The organism is Cyanobium sp. Aljojuca 7A6, assembly GCF_024346455.1.
In the GTDB taxonomy this organism is placed as follows: Bacteria; Cyanobacteriota; Cyanobacteriia; order PCC-6307; family Cyanobiaceae; genus Cyanobium.
In genome coordinates, this window is record NZ_JAGQCY010000006.1 from 174,939 (window position 1) to 189,644 (window position 14,706).

Consider the following 14,706-nt stretch of genomic DNA (forward strand, 5'->3'; position numbering starts at 1 on the left):
CCTCAGGCCACCAGGGCCGACCAGGTGAAGGCCAGGCCGAGGCCCATCAGCAGGCCGGCGGTGAGGCTCACCGCCGCGCTGGAAGCGTTCTGGCGCCAGCGCCGCACCGCCGTCAGGGCCACCAGAAGCAGCAGCGACTGGCTGACCAGCAGACCCGCCAGGTAGAAGCCGATCGGGGCCGGCTCCCAGCCGATCACGGCCCCGCTGAGGGCGTAGCCGTGCAGCAGGAAGGTGGGCACCAGAACGGCCGGGGGCAGGCGGCGCGCCAGAACCAGGCCGGTGAGCGCCACCGACAGGGCCACCAGCGGCTCGATCCAGGGGAAGCCCGGCAGGGCCAGCCCGAGGCCATTGCCCACCAGCCCGCAACCCAGCAGGGCCAGCACCCAGCGGAAGGGATGGACGATGCCCACCAGGCCGATCGCCAGCAGGAACAGCAGGTGGTCGGGGCCGAGGATCGGGTGGGCCAGGCCGCTGAGCAGCCCGGTGAGAGGTCCGGGCTTGAGCCCGGTCAGATCCATCACGTGGTGCGCCGAAGCCGGGGCGGCCAGCAGCAGGGGCAGGGCGCAGACAACGGCGAGGGCGATCGGCAGGAGGCCGCGCCGCTCAGCCAGAGAAGGCAGTGTCATGAAAAGTCTCCGGTCCTCGCCGGCGGGAAATGGGTCGAGTGGGGGTGAGCGTTCTGACTGAGGACGCCGGGCCGGGAAGCCAGGTTTCCATCACAGCTGCGGGACAGCGGCGGACTCGGGAAACCCCTCACCGCCTTTCCTCCTTGCGTCCTCCCCGTGAAGGGAAGGAACCCCTGGGGGCCATCCTCCCCCCTTCCCGGTCAGAAGCTGCGGTCATCGGGCGGCAACGTCACCGGCTGCGGTCACAATGGGCAGACGGTTCCCGGGGTTCACCTCCGGGAGGAAACGAGGAAAGTCCGGTGCACGGCTGGGTTCGCCCTGTTGTCATTCCGGCGCTGTCCCGCAGCTGTGATGGGGTCACCCTCAGCCAGAACGCTCGCCGTGAACCGTTCCTTCCATCCCCGGCGCGGACCGGGACCCTCGATGACCAACTTTTCCGGCCTCCGCTCCTGGACCCTTCTGGGGGGTGCGGCCGCCCTCGGCTTCGTGCTGATCGGCCAGCCGGCCCAGGCCCATGGCCTGGCCCACGGCGGCCTCGGCTATGGCTTCCTCCACCCCATCACCGGCATCGATCACCTGCTGCTGCTGGTCGGCGTCGGCGCGGCTGCGTCCTATGTGTCCGCCGAGCTGCTGCTCTGGGGCCTGGCCGGTGCGGTGCTGGGGGGCCTGGTCGGGGCCACGGGCTTCGCCCTGCCCTTCGCTGAGGTGCTGGCCGCCCTGGCGATCTCGGCGGTGGCGCTGCTGATCCTGCGCTCCCACCGTGATGGCCGCAGCCCCGGGCTGGCCTTCGCCGGCACCCTGGTGGCCGGTGCGGTCGCCCTGCATGCCCTGCTGCACGGCGGCGAGGCCCCCGTCGATGGCTCAGCCCTGGGCTGGTGGGCCGGCGCCCTGGCGGCCTCGCTGCTGGTGAGTGGTGGTTCGTTCCTGGCGATGCGCCGTCTGCCCCTGGTCTGGACTGCCCGCCTCGCCCTGTTGCTGGCGGTGCTCGGCGGCGCCCTGGCCCTGGCTCCGCTGGCGGCCTAAGCCAGCAGGGCGGCCGCCATCGCCAGGGCCCCCTGGCAGGCATCACCGGCGGCCGTCACCAGGCGGCTGCCGGGCAGGGCCTGCGCCAGGCTCCGGCTGAAGGGGCGGCGCAGTTGCTCCAGATGGCTCAGCGCCCCGCCCATCGGGCACACCGCCGGCTCCACCAGATCCAGGCCCCGGGCCACCCCCGCCGCCATGGCGGCCAGGGCCGCGGCGTTGCGTTCCATCACCGCGATGGCCTCCGCTTCGCCTGAGGCGGCGCGTTGATCAAGCACCGGCGCCAGCCGGGCAAAGCCGGCGGGCCCGAAGCCGGCCGCCACCACCAGGGCCTTGAGCCGCTGCACTGACCCCGGATCGTCCGGGTCCAGATCCAGGGCCTGCCAGAGGGCGTGTCGCAGGGGGGAGTCGGGGACGCGGCCATCGGCCATCTGCAGGCTCAGGGCCAGGCCGTCACGGCCGATGTCCATGGCTGAGCCGGCCCCATCCAGCAGCCAGCCCCAGCCCGCGCAGCGTTGCTCGCGGCCGCGGCCGTCGCGGCCGACGGCGATGGTGCCGGTGCCGCTGATCACCACGATTCCGGCCCCGTCAGGGAAAGCGCCCCGCAGGGCGGTGCGCTCATCGCCGGTGACCAGCACCCGCTCCAAGGGCAGCCCCAGGGCGTCGGCTGCCAGGGCCTGGCCCTGGGCTTGCACCGGGGAGCCCTGCTCGATGCCGCTGGCCCCCACGGCGGCCGCCACCAGCACCGGGGGCGGGCTACCGCTCTCCACGCCGGCCATGGCCCGCGCCAGGCTCTCCCGCAGGGCGGCGCCAAAGCGCGCCGGACCCTCGGGGGCCGCCAGGTGGCACACACCAGGGCCATCGCCTTCGCTGATGACCCGGCCATCGCCCGCCAGGGCGAGGCGGCAGCTGGTGTGGGTCTGGCCGGCGTCGAAGCCGGCGATCAGCCTCACGGCTGGGGATCCGCGGGCCGGGCGGCTGCGGCCAGGGTGGCGAGGCTGAACAGGGCGATCAGCTGCACCTCCGGCCGGAAGAAGATCGTGTCGGTGAGGCCCTGCACCCCGAGGCCCGCGAACACGGCCACCGCCGCCAGGCACGGCAGGGCGAGGGGGGCGCTGCTGCGCCACTGGCCCAGGCCCACCTTGACGGCGCTCAGCAGCAGGCCCAGCCCCGCCAGCAGCCCTGGAATGCCGGCTTCCACCAGCAGCTCCAGGGGGATCGAATAGGCGCTGAGGGCGTTGAACTTGGGCTGTTGATACAGCGGGTAGATGAGGTTGAAGGCGTTGTTGCCGGGGCCGATGCCGATCCAGGGGCGGTCCTGGATCATCGCCAGGGCCGCGGTCCAGACGTTGATGCGGAAGTTGTTGGAGCTGTCCTCCCGGCCCGCCAGCAGGCTCATCACCCGCACCCGCAGGGGCTCCACCTGGGTGACCAGCACCGCCAGCACCACGGTGGCGCCGACCAGCAGCAGCAGGGGGAACAGGCGTCGCCACAACGGCGGCCAGTCGCGGGTCTGGCGCAGCACCAGCAGCAGGGCCATCACGCCGAGGGAGGCCACCAGGCCCATCCAGGCGCCGCGGCTGTAGGTGAGCACCAGGGCCACCAGGCCCAGCACCAGGCAGGCCAGGGCGAACAGGCGCCGTCCCCGTCCCTGCCAGCGCAGCAGGGCCACCACGGCCAGGGGCAGGATCGGCAGCAGATAGCCCCCCAGCAGGTTGGGGTTCTCCAGGGTGCTGTAGATGCGCACCGTGCCCTCGGCCACCGAGTTGCTGTCCGACCAGCGGGCCAGGGCGCCAGGAGCCGCGTAAAGCTGGCGGATACCGATCACGCTGGTGATCAGTTCACCGGCCAGCAGGGCGCCCACCAGCCGGTCCCACCACACCGGGGCGGTGGCCAGCAGCTGGCGCATCAGGGCGTAGACGCTCAGGTAGCTGAGCAGCTTGACCAGGCCCGCCAGGGCGGCCCTGGGCACCGGCGAGAAGCCGGTGGCCACCACGGCCACCGCGATCACCAGCAGCAGCCAGATGTTGATGGCGCCCAGGCGCCCCGGGGGGGTGCGCAGCGCCCAGACCACCCAGAGCAGGGCCGAGGCGGCGATCAGCAGGCTGAGGCCCTCACGGGTCACCACGGGCAGGCCGGCCAGCAGGGCGCAGAGGATCCAGCCCGCCACCAGGGGCAGGTGGGCGCCGAACCGGCCGGCGGGGAGCCCGGCCAGCAGCCCCTGCCAGCGCAGCAGCAGGGGCACGGGAGCTGGGGCAGGCACCATCAATCCGCTTCAGCGTCGAGGGGATTATCGGTGCCGCAGGCGGTGGGCTCCAGCTGGGCTTCCAGATCGGCCAGCGGCGGCAAAGGGGCGCTGCTGCGGCGGTAGAGGCTGCGGTGCACCGGCAGGCCCCCCGCCAGCACCTGGCCTTCCCGCTCGGTGGCCACCGGCAGGGGATTGCGCTCGGGGCCGCACTCCTCGGGCCCGGCGGCCTCGAAGGCGCCACTGGCGTCCACCAGCTGCCGCATCGGGGCGATCAGGGCCTCCACATCGCTCTGCAGGAACAGGCTGCGGCCGGGGGCCAGGGCCGCGGCGATCGCCAGCAGCAGGGCGGGCTGCAGCACCCGGCGCTTGCGGTGGCGCAGCTTGAACCAGGGGTCGGGGAACTGCAGCGTGACCAGCTCCAGCTGGCCGGCGGGCAGGCGTGCCAGCCAGTCCGGCAGGTTGACGTTGGCGTTGCCGTAGAGGAAGCGCAGGTTGCTCAACCCCTGGCGGCGGCGGTCGGCCTCGGCGGCCTCCACCAGGGTCCGGCGGATCTCCAGGCCCAGGTGGTTGCGCTCGGGCGCCAGGGGGGCCATGGCCAGCAGGAAACGGCCCCGGGCGGCGCCGATGTCGAGATGCAGGGGCAGGGAGGGATCGGCGAACAGCTCGATCAGCGGCGGCAGGGGCCGGGCCAGCTGGTGGATCCGGCTGAGCGGATTGACGTGCTGGCGCACCATCAGAGCGGCGCGGCGCTGTCCCCGGGCGGCTCGTTGGGCACCAGGAAGCCCCAGCTGGCGGTGTAGCCATGCAGGTGGGTGGTGCCGCCCACCGGGCCGATCTCGCCATTGCAGAACAGGCCGGCGATGGGCACGGTGCCGAACACCTCCCGGCAGAGGCTCACATCGCCGTCGACCTCGCCGTAGAGGCCTTCACCGCGCCCCAGGCAGGCGAACAGGAAGGCGGCCAGGGGCTCGCTGCGGCGCCGCGACTGGCCGGCCAGCAGCTGGCGGGATTCATCGCGGGAGGCATCGGCATCGCGCAGCTGGAACTGCACCTTCTGGCCGACGCGCATGCGTTCGCCCACCGCCACGGCGCCGTTGCGGGGATCGACGCCGATCAGGTTGCGCACCAGGAAGGAACCGGGCGCCTCCGCCACGGGGGTGAGGTCGGCCGTGGGCAGGCTGAAATCGCTGCGGCCGACGCCTAGGAACAGGGAGTGCTTGACCTGCTCCCGCTCGGCCGGGGTCAGGTCGGTGAGGATCGACTGCAGGGCGGCCACGGGGCTGTTTCGGGTGCTGCCGCAGCTCACCTCGATCACAACGTTGCGCTGGGCCTGCTCCACCTCCAGCACCGGGCCGATCGGCCGGCAGCCCTGGGCCACCAGCGGATCAAGCCGCCAGGAGCCGCTGATCAGGCAGCCCACCGCCCCGTTGCGCACGGTGTCGGCCGGGTCGCTGTCGCCGCTGCTGAACAGCAGCGAGCCGTGGGCGGCGCTGTGGGGGCCGGCGATGCCGCCCACCTTGGTGGTGTTGGGGTAGGCGTAATCCAGGCCGCTGATCAGGTCGTTGATGGCGGTGCCGGTGGGATCCAGCAGCAGCAGCATCGACTGGCCGTCCTCCCACTCGGCTCCCACCCGCTCGCGCCAGGGCTCGGCCGGACCATCGAGGTCGGGCAGGGAGGCGGTGTCGATCGCGAAGGGGCGGAGGCTGGCACCGGGGAGGCGCAGCAGGGTGACCGCCAGGGCCGGCTGATTCTCGATCTCATGGGGCGCGCCGGCCGGATCGGTGCCCACCACACCGCCGCCGACGCAGCCCAGCCAGTGGCCGGCCTGGAGTTTCTGCTGCAGCAGGGGCAGCAGCCGGGGCAGGTCGCTGGCATAGCTGGCGGAGGCGAACACCAGGGCCAGGTCGGCCTCACCGGCGCCCCGGAGCTGCTCGAACACCTGGTTGACCGCTTCCTGCAGAGAGGCGTCCCGGCCGAGGGCGGTGCGGCACCAGGGGGCGTCGGGGCGACGCTGCAACCAGGGAAAGGAGGGGAGGGAACCCATCACCGGACCCTATCGCCTGAGGGGCGCACGGATAATGGCGCCTTACCGAACCGAGCGGACGTGCCGGAACAGCTCTATCGCTCCCTGGTCTGGCTCGACGTGCGGCTGGGAATGCTGTTCGCCGTTGGGCTGCCGCTGGTGCTGCTTCTCTGGGCGGCCCTCCGCAAGGAGCAGGCGCTGGTGCGTCTGATGGGCCTCTACTGGAAGGTGGCCAGCCTGCAGCTGATCGCCCTGCTGCTGCTCACCGACAACCGCCCCGCCGGCTTCCTGCTGCTGGTGGTGGCGCCCTTGCTGGTGGTGGTGACCCTGTGGTTCTGGGTGGATCTCAACGAGGAGCTGGCCGACATGCCCCCCTGGCGCGCCCTGCCCCTCACCCTGCGCCTCTGGCGCTGGAGCCTGACGCTGCTGTCGCTGGGGGGGGCGAGCCTGGCCGTGACCGCCCTGCCCTGCATGGGCGGCGCCGGCGCTGGCCTGCGCCTCTGTCGGGCCTGGCTGGAGGCACCGGTGGGGTTGCACGGCGTGGTGGCCAGGGTGTTCGCCTTCGTGTTCGGCGGGGCGTGGACGCCGGGGGTGGCCGCCTTCGTGGGCTATGTGGCCCTGGTGGCCTATGCGGTGGGGCTGCTGCAGTGGCTGGTGGTGCGCCTGCCGCGGCTGGGCCGGGTGGCCGGCGAGTTCTGACGCCATGACCGACGCCGCCTCCCCCTCCGTTGCCGCCCTGCTGGCCGCCCTGGAGGCCATCAGCCGCGAGCGCCCGGATCGGGTGCTGCGCCTGGTGGGCACCCTGCCGGCGCCGGGGGACGACGAACCCTTTGAACTGCTGATCTTCCGGGGCTTCTCCAGCAGCATCACCCACCCCACCGCCTTCGATCCCGACCAGCCGGCCCTGCCGGCGTCGGCCCTCATCACCGCGGCCGAACTGCTGGCGGGGCCCCTCAACCCCAGCGATGAGCGGTGCCTGGCGGGACCGCTGCCGGCGGAGACCTATCTGGATCCGGGGGCCTGGGAAGGAACGGCAGCAGAATGATCTGGCTGCCTGGATCACTGTTGCGCTCCTGCATCCACCATGACCAACGTCACAGAGCTTGATCTGCAGTTCAATCACTTTCTGGTTCGTGATGAGCAGCCGTTGTTGTTTCACGCCGGCCTGAAGGGAATGTATCCCCTCCTGAGGGACGCGGTGGCGACGTTGATGGATCCAGGCAAGCTTCGCTACGTGGCCTGGAGCCATTTTGAATCCGACGAGATTGGTGGCCTCAACCACTGGCTGGAAGCGGCGCCAGAGGCCGAGCCGGTCTGCACGTTCGTCGGCAAAGTCGTCAGCGTCGATGACTACGCCATCCGGCCTGCCCGTGGTCTGATGCCTGAGGATGTTCTGGAAACAGGGACGTATCGTTTTCGGTTCTTTCCTTCGCCCCATCTGCCCCATGGCTGGGATGCCGGCCTGTTGTTTGAGGAGACCCGGAAAACCCTTTTCTGCTCCGATCTTTTTCATCACTTCGGCGACGTTGTGCCCGTTGTCACGCACGATCTGATCGGCCCAGCCCTTGCTGGCATGCGGCAGATGCAGCAGGGCCCATTGGCCGGCTATCTGCCCTACACCCCACAGACGCAAGGGTTGCTTGCCGGTTGCGCCCAGCTTCAGCCGGAGACCCTTGCCGTCATGCACGGGTCGTCGTACTCCAGTGAGAGCGGACCCATGCTGAAGGACTTGGCGAACGCCATGCAGGATGTCTTTGCTGTTGCCTGACAACGAGCCGCTGCCCGGCCATCTGATCGGTCGTTCAGCAACCGCAGCGAATCCTGCGAAAGTTTCCTCCCTTGAGGGCCTCGGTAGAGTCGGCAACCGACAGCGAGTGACGCCTTTGTTCCTTCCAGCCCTTCGATTCGTGGTTCCCCTGGGCGGGCTGGCCGTGGCGCTGGCCCTGCCTTCGGCGGCCCGAGCCGGCAGCTGCGAAGACACTTTCGCCCAGGTTGGCAACCCCCTGTCCGGGATTCGCTTCAACGCGGCAGTCACCGTCGACGACCTGTCGGTGCCGGTGGCGATTCGCCAGCTGCGCGGCATCGCCGCCGGCCGGGGTTACGACATCCTCAGCGAAGAGGCGGACGACGGCAGCATGCTGCTGGAGCAGCCCCGATCGGGCTCGGCCCGGCCGTTCCCGATCATCGCCACCGCCCTTGCCGAGCAGGCCGCCGCCAAGGTGAAGCTGGAAGCGAAGTTGCCGGCGGGCATGCTGGCGGGGGCCGGTGGGGCGCGCACCGAGCTGTGCGCCATGTTGGGCGCCTTGAAGGGTGGTGCTGAAGGCATTGCCGCCGCCGAGCGCAGCCAGGGGGCGGTGTCGTCAGCGGGCCCAGTCGTCATCGAGGCCTTGATGCTGTCGCAGCAGATCTCCCAGGAAGCCGACACCAACGCGGCTGTGATTCCCAGCCGCTACCAGGGAAAAACCTTCACGATCAAGGGCCGGGTGGCTTACGTGACGAAAGACGGTGGCGCTTATCGCATCGACTACGACATTCCAAGGTCCACCAACGACCTGGCCCTGAAGTTCGGCAAGTTCCGCTTCCTGACCCAGATCAGTTGTCTGGCCGCCAAGGGCCAGGGCGCCTACGCCCTCTCGTTGCGAACCGGCCAGGGCATCCAGCTGACGGGCCAGTACAAGGATTACGACCATGCCCGCCACGTGATGTGGTTCGAGGGTTGCCGGCCGGCCGGCTGAGCCCTCCTGGCAGACAAACCCTGAGGCCCTGGCCAGCATGACCGTGGTGGCAGAGAGGGCATGGGCTCAAGGGATCCGATCCGGGACTTTTTCACCTTCCTGCTGGGGGGCGTGCTCTTTTCGATGGGCGCGTTCCTGTTCTTCAACCAGGTGATGGTCAGCTCCGTTCCCATGGGCCTGGGCCTCCGCTTCGGCCGGCGCGCCGCAGGCGGCTGGGGTGGTGCCGGTGCGGCCTGGGGCGGCGGCTGGGGCGGCGGTTTCGGCTTCTCCCAGGGCCTGGGCGGCGGTTTCGGCCTGCTGCTGATCCCGCTCACGATCGGGGTGTGCCTGCTGTTCGCCCTGCGCAACCAACGCTGGGGCTGGTTCCTGGTGCTGGCCTCGGTGGCCGCCCTGGCGGTGGGCGTGCTCCAGACCCTGATCATGAGCTTCCAGCCCACTTCGCTCTGGAACCTGCTGACCATGTTTGCCCTGATCGGCAGCGGCGGCGGGTTGATGTTCCGTTCACTGATGGCCTACGACGATGGCAAGGACCGGCAAGACCGAGCGGAACATGGGGAGCGGGAAGACCGTTGAGGACCTGATCGTTGAAATGGAGCCGGTGCCCCCCGGGGGACGGCCCCCGTCGCCACCGGCCCTCCCCCCGGCGTCCGGTCCCTCCCGGTTTCCGTTCCTGCAGCGGCTGCTGGCCCTGGTGCTCGTGGCGGCGGGCTTCGGCGCCGGCTGGATGGCGGCCGGCCTGCGGGCGTCTCTGACGGAGAAGCCGGCCGCCGGCGGCAGGGGCGAGAGCCGCCAGGACCTGCTCGCCGATGGCTGGGTGGAAGCGGATCAGGGGGTGTTCACCCGCCGCTGCCAGGGGATCTGCCGCAAGCCCCGCCTCTATGGCGGCGGCCTCATCGACGTGATGGAGGTCGCCTGCCTGGAGCGTCCCTGCGGGGACATCCAGGTGACGTTCGCCGTGCTCGATGGCCAGGGCAAGGAGATTGACAGGGTGGTCGAAAACCGAGCCGGACGGCAGGGGGAACGCCATCAGCTGGTGATCGAATCGCAGAAGCCGGAGGCCCGGCGCTTTGCTTTGGTTGACTTCCGTGCCAAGGCCAGGGTGGAGTGATGGGCACCTGGGGTTCACCGCCTTGAAGACACTCCCCTTCCAAGACGGCGCTGAGATGCCGATGCTCGGCCTGGGCACCTGGAACGCCCCGCCGGGGGAGGTGGGCGCGGCGGTGACGGCGGCGATCAAGCTCGGCTACCGCCACATCGACTGTGCCGCCATCTACGGCAACGAGGCGGAGATCGGCGAGGCCGTCGCTGGGGCGATCCGCTCGGGCCTGGTGCGTCGGGAGGATCTCTGGATCACCTCCAAGCTCTGGAACAACGCCCATGCCCCCGAGGACGTGGCCCCGGCCCTGCAGCGCACCCTGGCCGATCTGCAGCTCGAGCAGCTCGATCTGTATCTGATCCACTGGCCCGTGGCCTTCCGGCCGGGCGTGCTGATGCCCGAGAGCGCCGAGGATCTGGTGTCGCTGGAGACCCTGCCGATCGCGGCCACCTGGGCGGCCATGGAAGTGGCCGTCGACGGGGGTCTGTGTCGCCACATCGGCGTCAGCAACTTCGGCATGGCCACCCTCTATAGCTTGCTGGGGCAGGCGCGGATCCGGCCGGCCATGAACCAGGTGGAGCTGCATCCCTACCTGCAGCAAAAAGGGCTGTTTGCTTTCTGCGAGGCCCACGGCGTGCACCTCACGGGCTATTCGCCCCTGGGCACCCCCGGTTTTGCCTCCGGTCAGCCGGTGCTGCTGGAGGACCCCACCATCACGGCGATCGCCACCCAGCGCGGCCTCACGCCAGCCCAGGTGGTGCTGCGCTGGGCCCTGCAGCGCGGCACCGCCGTGATCCCGAAGTCGGTGTCGCCGGCGCGCCTGGCCGAGAACCTCGCGGCCGCCGAGGGCGAGCTGGCTCCCGAAGACATGGAGGCGATCGCCGGGCTCGACCGGAGCCATCGCTTCATCGACGGATCCTTTTGGGTGAAGGAGGGCGGCCCCTACACCCTGGAGAACGTCTGGGCCTGATCACCCAGGCGGCAACCGCCGGCGCAGGTAGGCGATGGCCAGCTCGCCGGCTTCGGCCACCAGTTGGTCGCGGCGGCCCTGCTCCTGGGTGGCCGCCAGCCAGAGCAGGTGGCCGACGGTCTTGACCAGCACGTAGGCGAGCAGGTGGGCGTCCTCCCCGCAGGCGGCCCGCTCCACCAGCAGGCCGGCCCAGTCGGCGATGAGGCGGGCGTCGGCCTCGGCCTCGATGGCCAGCAGTTCGGGGGTGGCGCTCTGCACATCCAGGAAGATGGCCGGGTAGCCGGGGTGGTCGCGGAAGAAGCGATCGGTGAGGGCCACGGCGGCGGTGATCGCGTCCTCCAGCGACAGCGACTGGCCGTCCCCCTCATCGAAGAAGGCCCGCAGCACGTCGTGCAGCTGCTCGGCGTAGCCCTCGGCGAGGCTGCGCAGGATGGCGCCCTTGTCGGGGAAGAACTGGTAAAGGGAGCCGATCGGTACCCCGGCCCGGGCGGCGATGGCGTTGGTGGTGGTGCTGCCGACGCCGCCGGCCACGAACAGCTCCTCGGCCGCCGCCAGGATCCGCCGCACCCGTTCCTGGCTGCGGGCCTGGCGGGGCTGGCGGCGCAGGGGCGAGGGCTCGCCGGCGGTGGCTTTGGCGTCGGCCATGGCGGGAAGCGGCAGACCGGGAAAACCTGAGCGATCCTCGCATCCCATTGACAAAGGCGAGGGATGCTCATAATTTCTTGGACGTGAGGACTGCTCACGTTCTTTCGCGTTGACCCCGATGACCACCACCGTTTTCCGCTCCACACCCGCCCCCACCGCGGCGTCGTTCGAGGCCCCGGAGCTGCCGCCCCAGCTGTTCCGGGTCCTCGGCACGTTCGTGGCCATGAGCGGCGGCGACACCGATCTGGAGCTGGTGGGGGCCCTGGCCGATGCCCTGCTGGAGACCCCCTCCTATGCGTTGATGGCCGAGCAACTGCGCCGCGATCCGGCCTGCGCCGCACTGATCGAGGCGCGCTGGATCCCGCCGGCCCACGACCTGGAGCAGCTGGCCCACATGCCTGAGGGCAGCCTCGGCCAGGCCTACGCGGCGTCGCTGGCGCGGCTGGGCTACGACCCCAACCTGCACGCCGGCATGGTGCCCGCCAGCGATGCGGCCTATGTGGAGCTGCGGCTCAGCCAGACCCACGACCTCTGGCACGTGATCACCGGCTTCGACACCACGGTGGCGGGCGAGATCGGCCTGCAGGCCTTCCATCTCACCCAGTTCCCCTACCCCCTGGGGGCCGCGCTCACGGCCCAGGCCCTGCTGTCGATCACCCTCGGGGCCCCCGAGCTGCTGCCGGAGCTGGTGGAGGCGATCCGCATCGGGCTGCAGATGGGCCTGGAGGCCAGGCCCCTGTTCGCCCAGCGCTGGGAGGAGGGCTGGGAGCGGCCGCTGGTGGAGTGGCGCGAGGCGCTGCAGCTGCGTCCGTTTGCTGAGCGGGTGGGGCGGCTGTGAGCGGCAAGGCCGTGAGCGGATCCCTGCTGCTGCGGCCGGGCTTCCGCTGGCTCTGGCTGGGCCAGACCCTGCTGTTCGCCGGCGTCCAGTTCTGGTTCGTCGCCGTCACCTGGCTGATGCTGCAGCGCACGGGCTCGGGCACGTCCCTGGCCCTGGTGCTGATGGCGGCGGCCCTGCCCCGGGGGCTGCTGCTGCTGCTGGGCGGCGTCCTCAGCGACCGCCATCCGCCCCGGACGATGGCGGTGCGAGCCGGAACGATCCTGGCGACGGCCACCGGGGTGCTCACCCTGCTGGCCAGTCGCGACGCCCTCGACCTGGGCCCGGTGCTGGTGCTGGCGGCCGTGTTCGGGGCGGCGGAGGCCTGCCTCTACCCGGCAGCCCTGGCCCTGCTGCCCCGCCTGTTGGAGGACCGCCATCTCGGCAGGGCCCACGCCTGGCTCCAGGGCAGCGAGCAGATCAGCAACGTGGCCGGCCCCGCCCTGGCGGGCCTGTCCCTGGCCGTGGCAGGGCGACGGCGGCCCTGGCCTTCGACACCGCTCTGCTGCTGCTCGCCGTGGGCTGCTTCCTGCAGGTGCGGCCTTGCTTGGCCGCGGCGGACACGGCCCCGACGGGGGGCCTGGGGCAGGGCCTGCGGGAGGGGATCGCCTTCGCCTGGGGCCACGGGGCGATCCGCACGGGCCTGACGCTGATCGCCATGATCAACCTGGCCGTGCTGGGCCCGGTGGTGATCGGCGTGGTGGAGCTGGTGACGCTGCGCTTCGGCGGTGGCGCCGCCACTTTCGGCTGGCTCCAGGCCGCCTACGGCGCGGGCGCCCTGGTGGGGGTCTGGTGGGCCGGCCGGTTCGGCGCCATCGCCCATCCGGGGGGCGCGCTGGGCTGGCTGTCGGCCGGGCTGGGGGCGGGCCTGCTGGGGCTGGCGGTGGCCGGCCAGTGGTGGACGGCGGCCGCCCTGCTGGCGGCGATGGGGATCGGCGGCGGCCTGGTGGGGGTGCTGGCCACGGCCTGGTTGCAACGGGAGACCCCGGCACCGCTGCAGGGCCGGGTGATGGCCCTGGCCATGCTGGCCGGCGTCGCCTTCGATCCCCTGTCCCAGGCCCTCTCGGGCGTGCTGATCGATATCTCCCTGCCGGGGCTGTTCGTGGTCGCCGGGGGGAGCTTGCTGCTCACCGTGCCATTTGCTCTGCGGAGTGCGCGGGGGTGAGCGGGTTGGATCTCGTTGCGGGACTTGATCGGTTCACGGTGGGGAGGTTGGCAAGGCTTGGGTATCGCTGGCTACAGGGGGTTATGGGACGTGGGAACCATTGCTAGAAAGCGGAAGTCGCTCTCGAACGGCTGTGCAGTATTGGGGTTTTTGGCAAGCTCCCCAGCATCTCTCCAGCTGGTTCAAGGCCAGGGAGAAAATGGGGTAGTGGTTCTCAGAACCTTCAAATGACTTGTTAGGCACAACTCGCCGCACCAGTACAAAGCAACGTCCATTCGCAGATATGTCTTGGTATTGTCATGCGGCCGCCAACGAGCAAAAATGAAAGCGATTAAGCGACTTCAGCAAGGTACAGTCAATAGAACAATAAAATATGCCGAGTTTCAAGCATTTTTCAATGGAGCGGAAGAAATATTCTCGGCATACTTTAAACGAGATTATGGGGTTTCTCCCCCGATAAAGGTCACGATTATGCCTGGAGGAAGAATGGGAGGCCGAGACAAGCGGCTTATCGAAATCTTTTTCGGCTTAGTCCCTTACGAGAGTATTGGCTACGAAGATAGAGGGCTAGCAAAAGACGCTTCCTTCGAAGGCTCTCGTACATTACTTGAGGCGGGCCCGTGTCTCGTTTACCAGAGAGCCGACACAGGGGATGTCTATTGCATTTTGCAGCCTGCGACCACAGACGAGAGCAAGGTAGATGAAGACATGGTTATCTTGGATATAGTTAGTAAACCTTGCAGGCTTAATGCGTTGGCAGATTCTCACTGGCGTGACCTCCTAGCGTACAGAGAATGTACAAGCATTAATGGTTCACCGAGTCGTCTTCAAAGATTTAGATGCTCATATCTTCGGCACTTTCGAAACTATGGAAGAAATCGGAAGTTCCACCCAGCAAAAGTGCCTAAATGGATCGGTCAGCTTCTCATCATAACTGCTAGCTTCGCCTTGGGTGGCCTTATTACGACTACGATAGAGAAACGAGTATTTCCGGATGTTATCCAGGCACCAGCAGGCGCTTCTGGATCGATAAAGCCAAATTGCATAGGTAGTTCCCAGCCGATGCTGCCTCCAAAAGGCAATCTTAAGCCTTCTAAACTCGGAAAAAAAACGGTAACTCCGTAGAGTTGCGATAGTCGCAGCACAATTTCTATACAACATCATATCTTTTAATGGTCTAGGAGCCTGCTGAAATAGCCGCCAATCCGACTCCAGCCACAACGTTTTTGTCTGTGACGGCCATGGACAGCCCTGATCGGCAGTGGGGTTCAACTCTTCGGGTGGATTTTCTTGGCCCTTGTGCC

18 protein-coding genes and 2 riboswitches are annotated in these 14,706 nt (G+C 69.2%); of the genes, 11 read left to right on the forward strand and 7 right to left on the reverse strand.

Annotated features, from left to right (window positions below; translation table 11 throughout):
- Positions 1 to 2: 2 nt before the first annotated feature.
- Entirely contained in the window at positions 3 to 626 is a 624-nt protein-coding gene (locus KBY95_RS07785; protein WP_254964384.1) for a HupE/UreJ family protein, read from the reverse strand.
- A 25-nt stretch (positions 627 to 651) separates the two neighbouring features.
- Positions 652 to 816: riboswitch (cobalamin riboswitch) on the reverse strand.
- 49 nt (positions 817 to 865) lie between these two features.
- Positions 866 to 1,025: riboswitch (cobalamin riboswitch) on the forward strand.
- Between the two features lie 24 nt (positions 1,026 to 1,049).
- Between KBY95_RS07785 and KBY95_RS07790 the strand changes: the two genes are divergently transcribed.
- Positions 1,050 to 1,649: a HupE/UreJ family protein gene (locus KBY95_RS07790; RefSeq protein WP_254964385.1), complete on the forward strand. Its 600-nt coding sequence runs from the start codon at positions 1,050 to 1,052 to the stop codon at positions 1,647 to 1,649.
- On the opposite strand, the gene KBY95_RS07795 is transcribed toward KBY95_RS07790, so the two are convergent.
- The 4 genes from KBY95_RS07795 to KBY95_RS07810 are packed head-to-tail and all read right to left on the reverse strand — an operon-like array spanning position 1,646 to position 5,938.
- Positions 1,646 to 2,599, reverse strand: coding sequence for a BadF/BadG/BcrA/BcrD ATPase family protein (locus KBY95_RS07795; protein ID WP_254964386.1), 954 nt, complete (start codon positions 2,597 to 2,599; stop codon positions 1,646 to 1,648). The genes KBY95_RS07790 and KBY95_RS07795 overlap by 4 nt on opposite strands.
- A complete protein-coding gene (locus KBY95_RS07800) occupies positions 2,596 to 3,912 on the reverse strand; it encodes an IctB family putative bicarbonate transporter (RefSeq protein WP_254964387.1) in 1,317 nt (438 codons plus the stop codon). The genes KBY95_RS07795 and KBY95_RS07800 overlap by 4 nt, the downstream gene beginning before the upstream one ends.
- Positions 3,912 to 4,625: a tRNA (guanosine(46)-N7)-methyltransferase TrmB gene (gene trmB / locus KBY95_RS07805; RefSeq protein ID WP_254964409.1), complete on the reverse strand. Its 714-nt coding sequence runs from the start codon at positions 4,623 to 4,625 to the stop codon at positions 3,912 to 3,914. The genes KBY95_RS07800 and trmB overlap by 1 nt, the downstream gene beginning before the upstream one ends.
- Positions 4,626 to 4,627: 2 nt before the next feature.
- A complete protein-coding gene (locus tag KBY95_RS07810) occupies positions 4,628 to 5,938 on the reverse strand; it encodes an FIST N-terminal domain-containing protein (RefSeq protein ID WP_254964388.1) in 1,311 nt (436 codons plus the stop codon).
- 60 nt (positions 5,939 to 5,998) lie between these two features.
- Between KBY95_RS07810 and KBY95_RS07815 the strand changes: the two genes are divergently transcribed.
- The 7 genes from KBY95_RS07815 to KBY95_RS07845 all read left to right on the forward strand — a co-directional run bounded on the left by KBY95_RS07815 (position 5,999) and on the right by KBY95_RS07845 (position 10,718).
- Positions 5,999 to 6,616, forward strand: a complete 618-nt coding sequence (locus KBY95_RS07815; protein ID WP_254964389.1) for a DUF3177 family protein — start codon at positions 5,999 to 6,001, stop codon at positions 6,614 to 6,616.
- Between the two features lie 4 nt (positions 6,617 to 6,620).
- Positions 6,621 to 6,962: a hypothetical protein gene (locus KBY95_RS07820; RefSeq protein ID WP_254964390.1), complete on the forward strand. Its 342-nt coding sequence runs from the start codon at positions 6,621 to 6,623 to the stop codon at positions 6,960 to 6,962.
- 39 nt (positions 6,963 to 7,001) lie between these two features.
- Positions 7,002 to 7,685 (forward strand): MBL fold metallo-hydrolase, encoded by a 684-nt coding sequence (locus KBY95_RS07825; RefSeq protein WP_254964391.1) that lies wholly within the window; start codon positions 7,002 to 7,004, stop codon positions 7,683 to 7,685.
- Between the two features lie 139 nt (positions 7,686 to 7,824).
- On the forward strand, positions 7,825 to 8,652 hold the full coding sequence (locus tag KBY95_RS07830) for a hypothetical protein (RefSeq protein WP_254964392.1): 828 nt from the start codon (positions 7,825 to 7,827) through the stop codon (positions 8,650 to 8,652).
- 60 nt (positions 8,653 to 8,712) lie between these two features.
- Positions 8,713 to 9,225, forward strand: coding sequence for a hypothetical protein (locus KBY95_RS07835; RefSeq protein WP_254964393.1), 513 nt, complete (start codon positions 8,713 to 8,715; stop codon positions 9,223 to 9,225).
- The gene (locus KBY95_RS07840; protein ID WP_254964394.1) at positions 9,203 to 9,760 is read left to right on the forward strand and encodes a hypothetical protein; all 558 of its coding nucleotides are present in this window, start codon (positions 9,203 to 9,205) and stop codon (positions 9,758 to 9,760) included. The genes KBY95_RS07835 and KBY95_RS07840 overlap by 23 nt, the downstream gene beginning before the upstream one ends.
- Positions 9,761 to 9,782: 22 nt before the next feature.
- Positions 9,783 to 10,718: an aldo/keto reductase gene (locus tag KBY95_RS07845; RefSeq protein ID WP_254964395.1), complete on the forward strand. Its 936-nt coding sequence runs from the start codon at positions 9,783 to 9,785 to the stop codon at positions 10,716 to 10,718.
- Here KBY95_RS07845 and KBY95_RS07850 read toward each other — a convergent pair whose 3' ends face one another.
- Positions 10,719 to 11,363, reverse strand: a complete 645-nt coding sequence (locus tag KBY95_RS07850) for a TetR/AcrR family transcriptional regulator (protein ID WP_254964396.1) — start codon at positions 11,361 to 11,363, stop codon at positions 10,719 to 10,721.
- Between the two features lie 118 nt (positions 11,364 to 11,481).
- Here KBY95_RS07850 and KBY95_RS07855 point away from each other — a divergent pair, with 118 nt between their 5' ends.
- The 3 genes from KBY95_RS07855 to KBY95_RS07865 are packed head-to-tail and all read left to right on the forward strand — an operon-like array spanning position 11,482 to position 13,402.
- On the forward strand, positions 11,482 to 12,201 hold the full coding sequence (locus KBY95_RS07855) for a Coq4 family protein (RefSeq protein WP_254964397.1): 720 nt from the start codon (positions 11,482 to 11,484) through the stop codon (positions 12,199 to 12,201).
- An 11-nt stretch (positions 12,202 to 12,212) separates the two neighbouring features.
- Complete coding sequence (locus KBY95_RS07860; protein ID WP_254964398.1) at positions 12,213 to 12,884, forward strand: MFS transporter; 672 nt, start codon at positions 12,213 to 12,215, stop codon at positions 12,882 to 12,884.
- Between the two features lie 11 nt (positions 12,885 to 12,895).
- The gene (locus tag KBY95_RS07865) at positions 12,896 to 13,402 is read left to right on the forward strand and encodes a hypothetical protein (protein WP_254964399.1); all 507 of its coding nucleotides are present in this window, start codon (positions 12,896 to 12,898) and stop codon (positions 13,400 to 13,402) included.
- 843 nt (positions 13,403 to 14,245) lie between these two features.
- Here KBY95_RS07865 and KBY95_RS07870 read toward each other — a convergent pair.
- Positions 14,246 to 14,706: hypothetical protein (locus tag KBY95_RS07870; RefSeq protein WP_254964400.1), on the reverse strand; the 461-nt coding region annotated here is incomplete at its 5' end.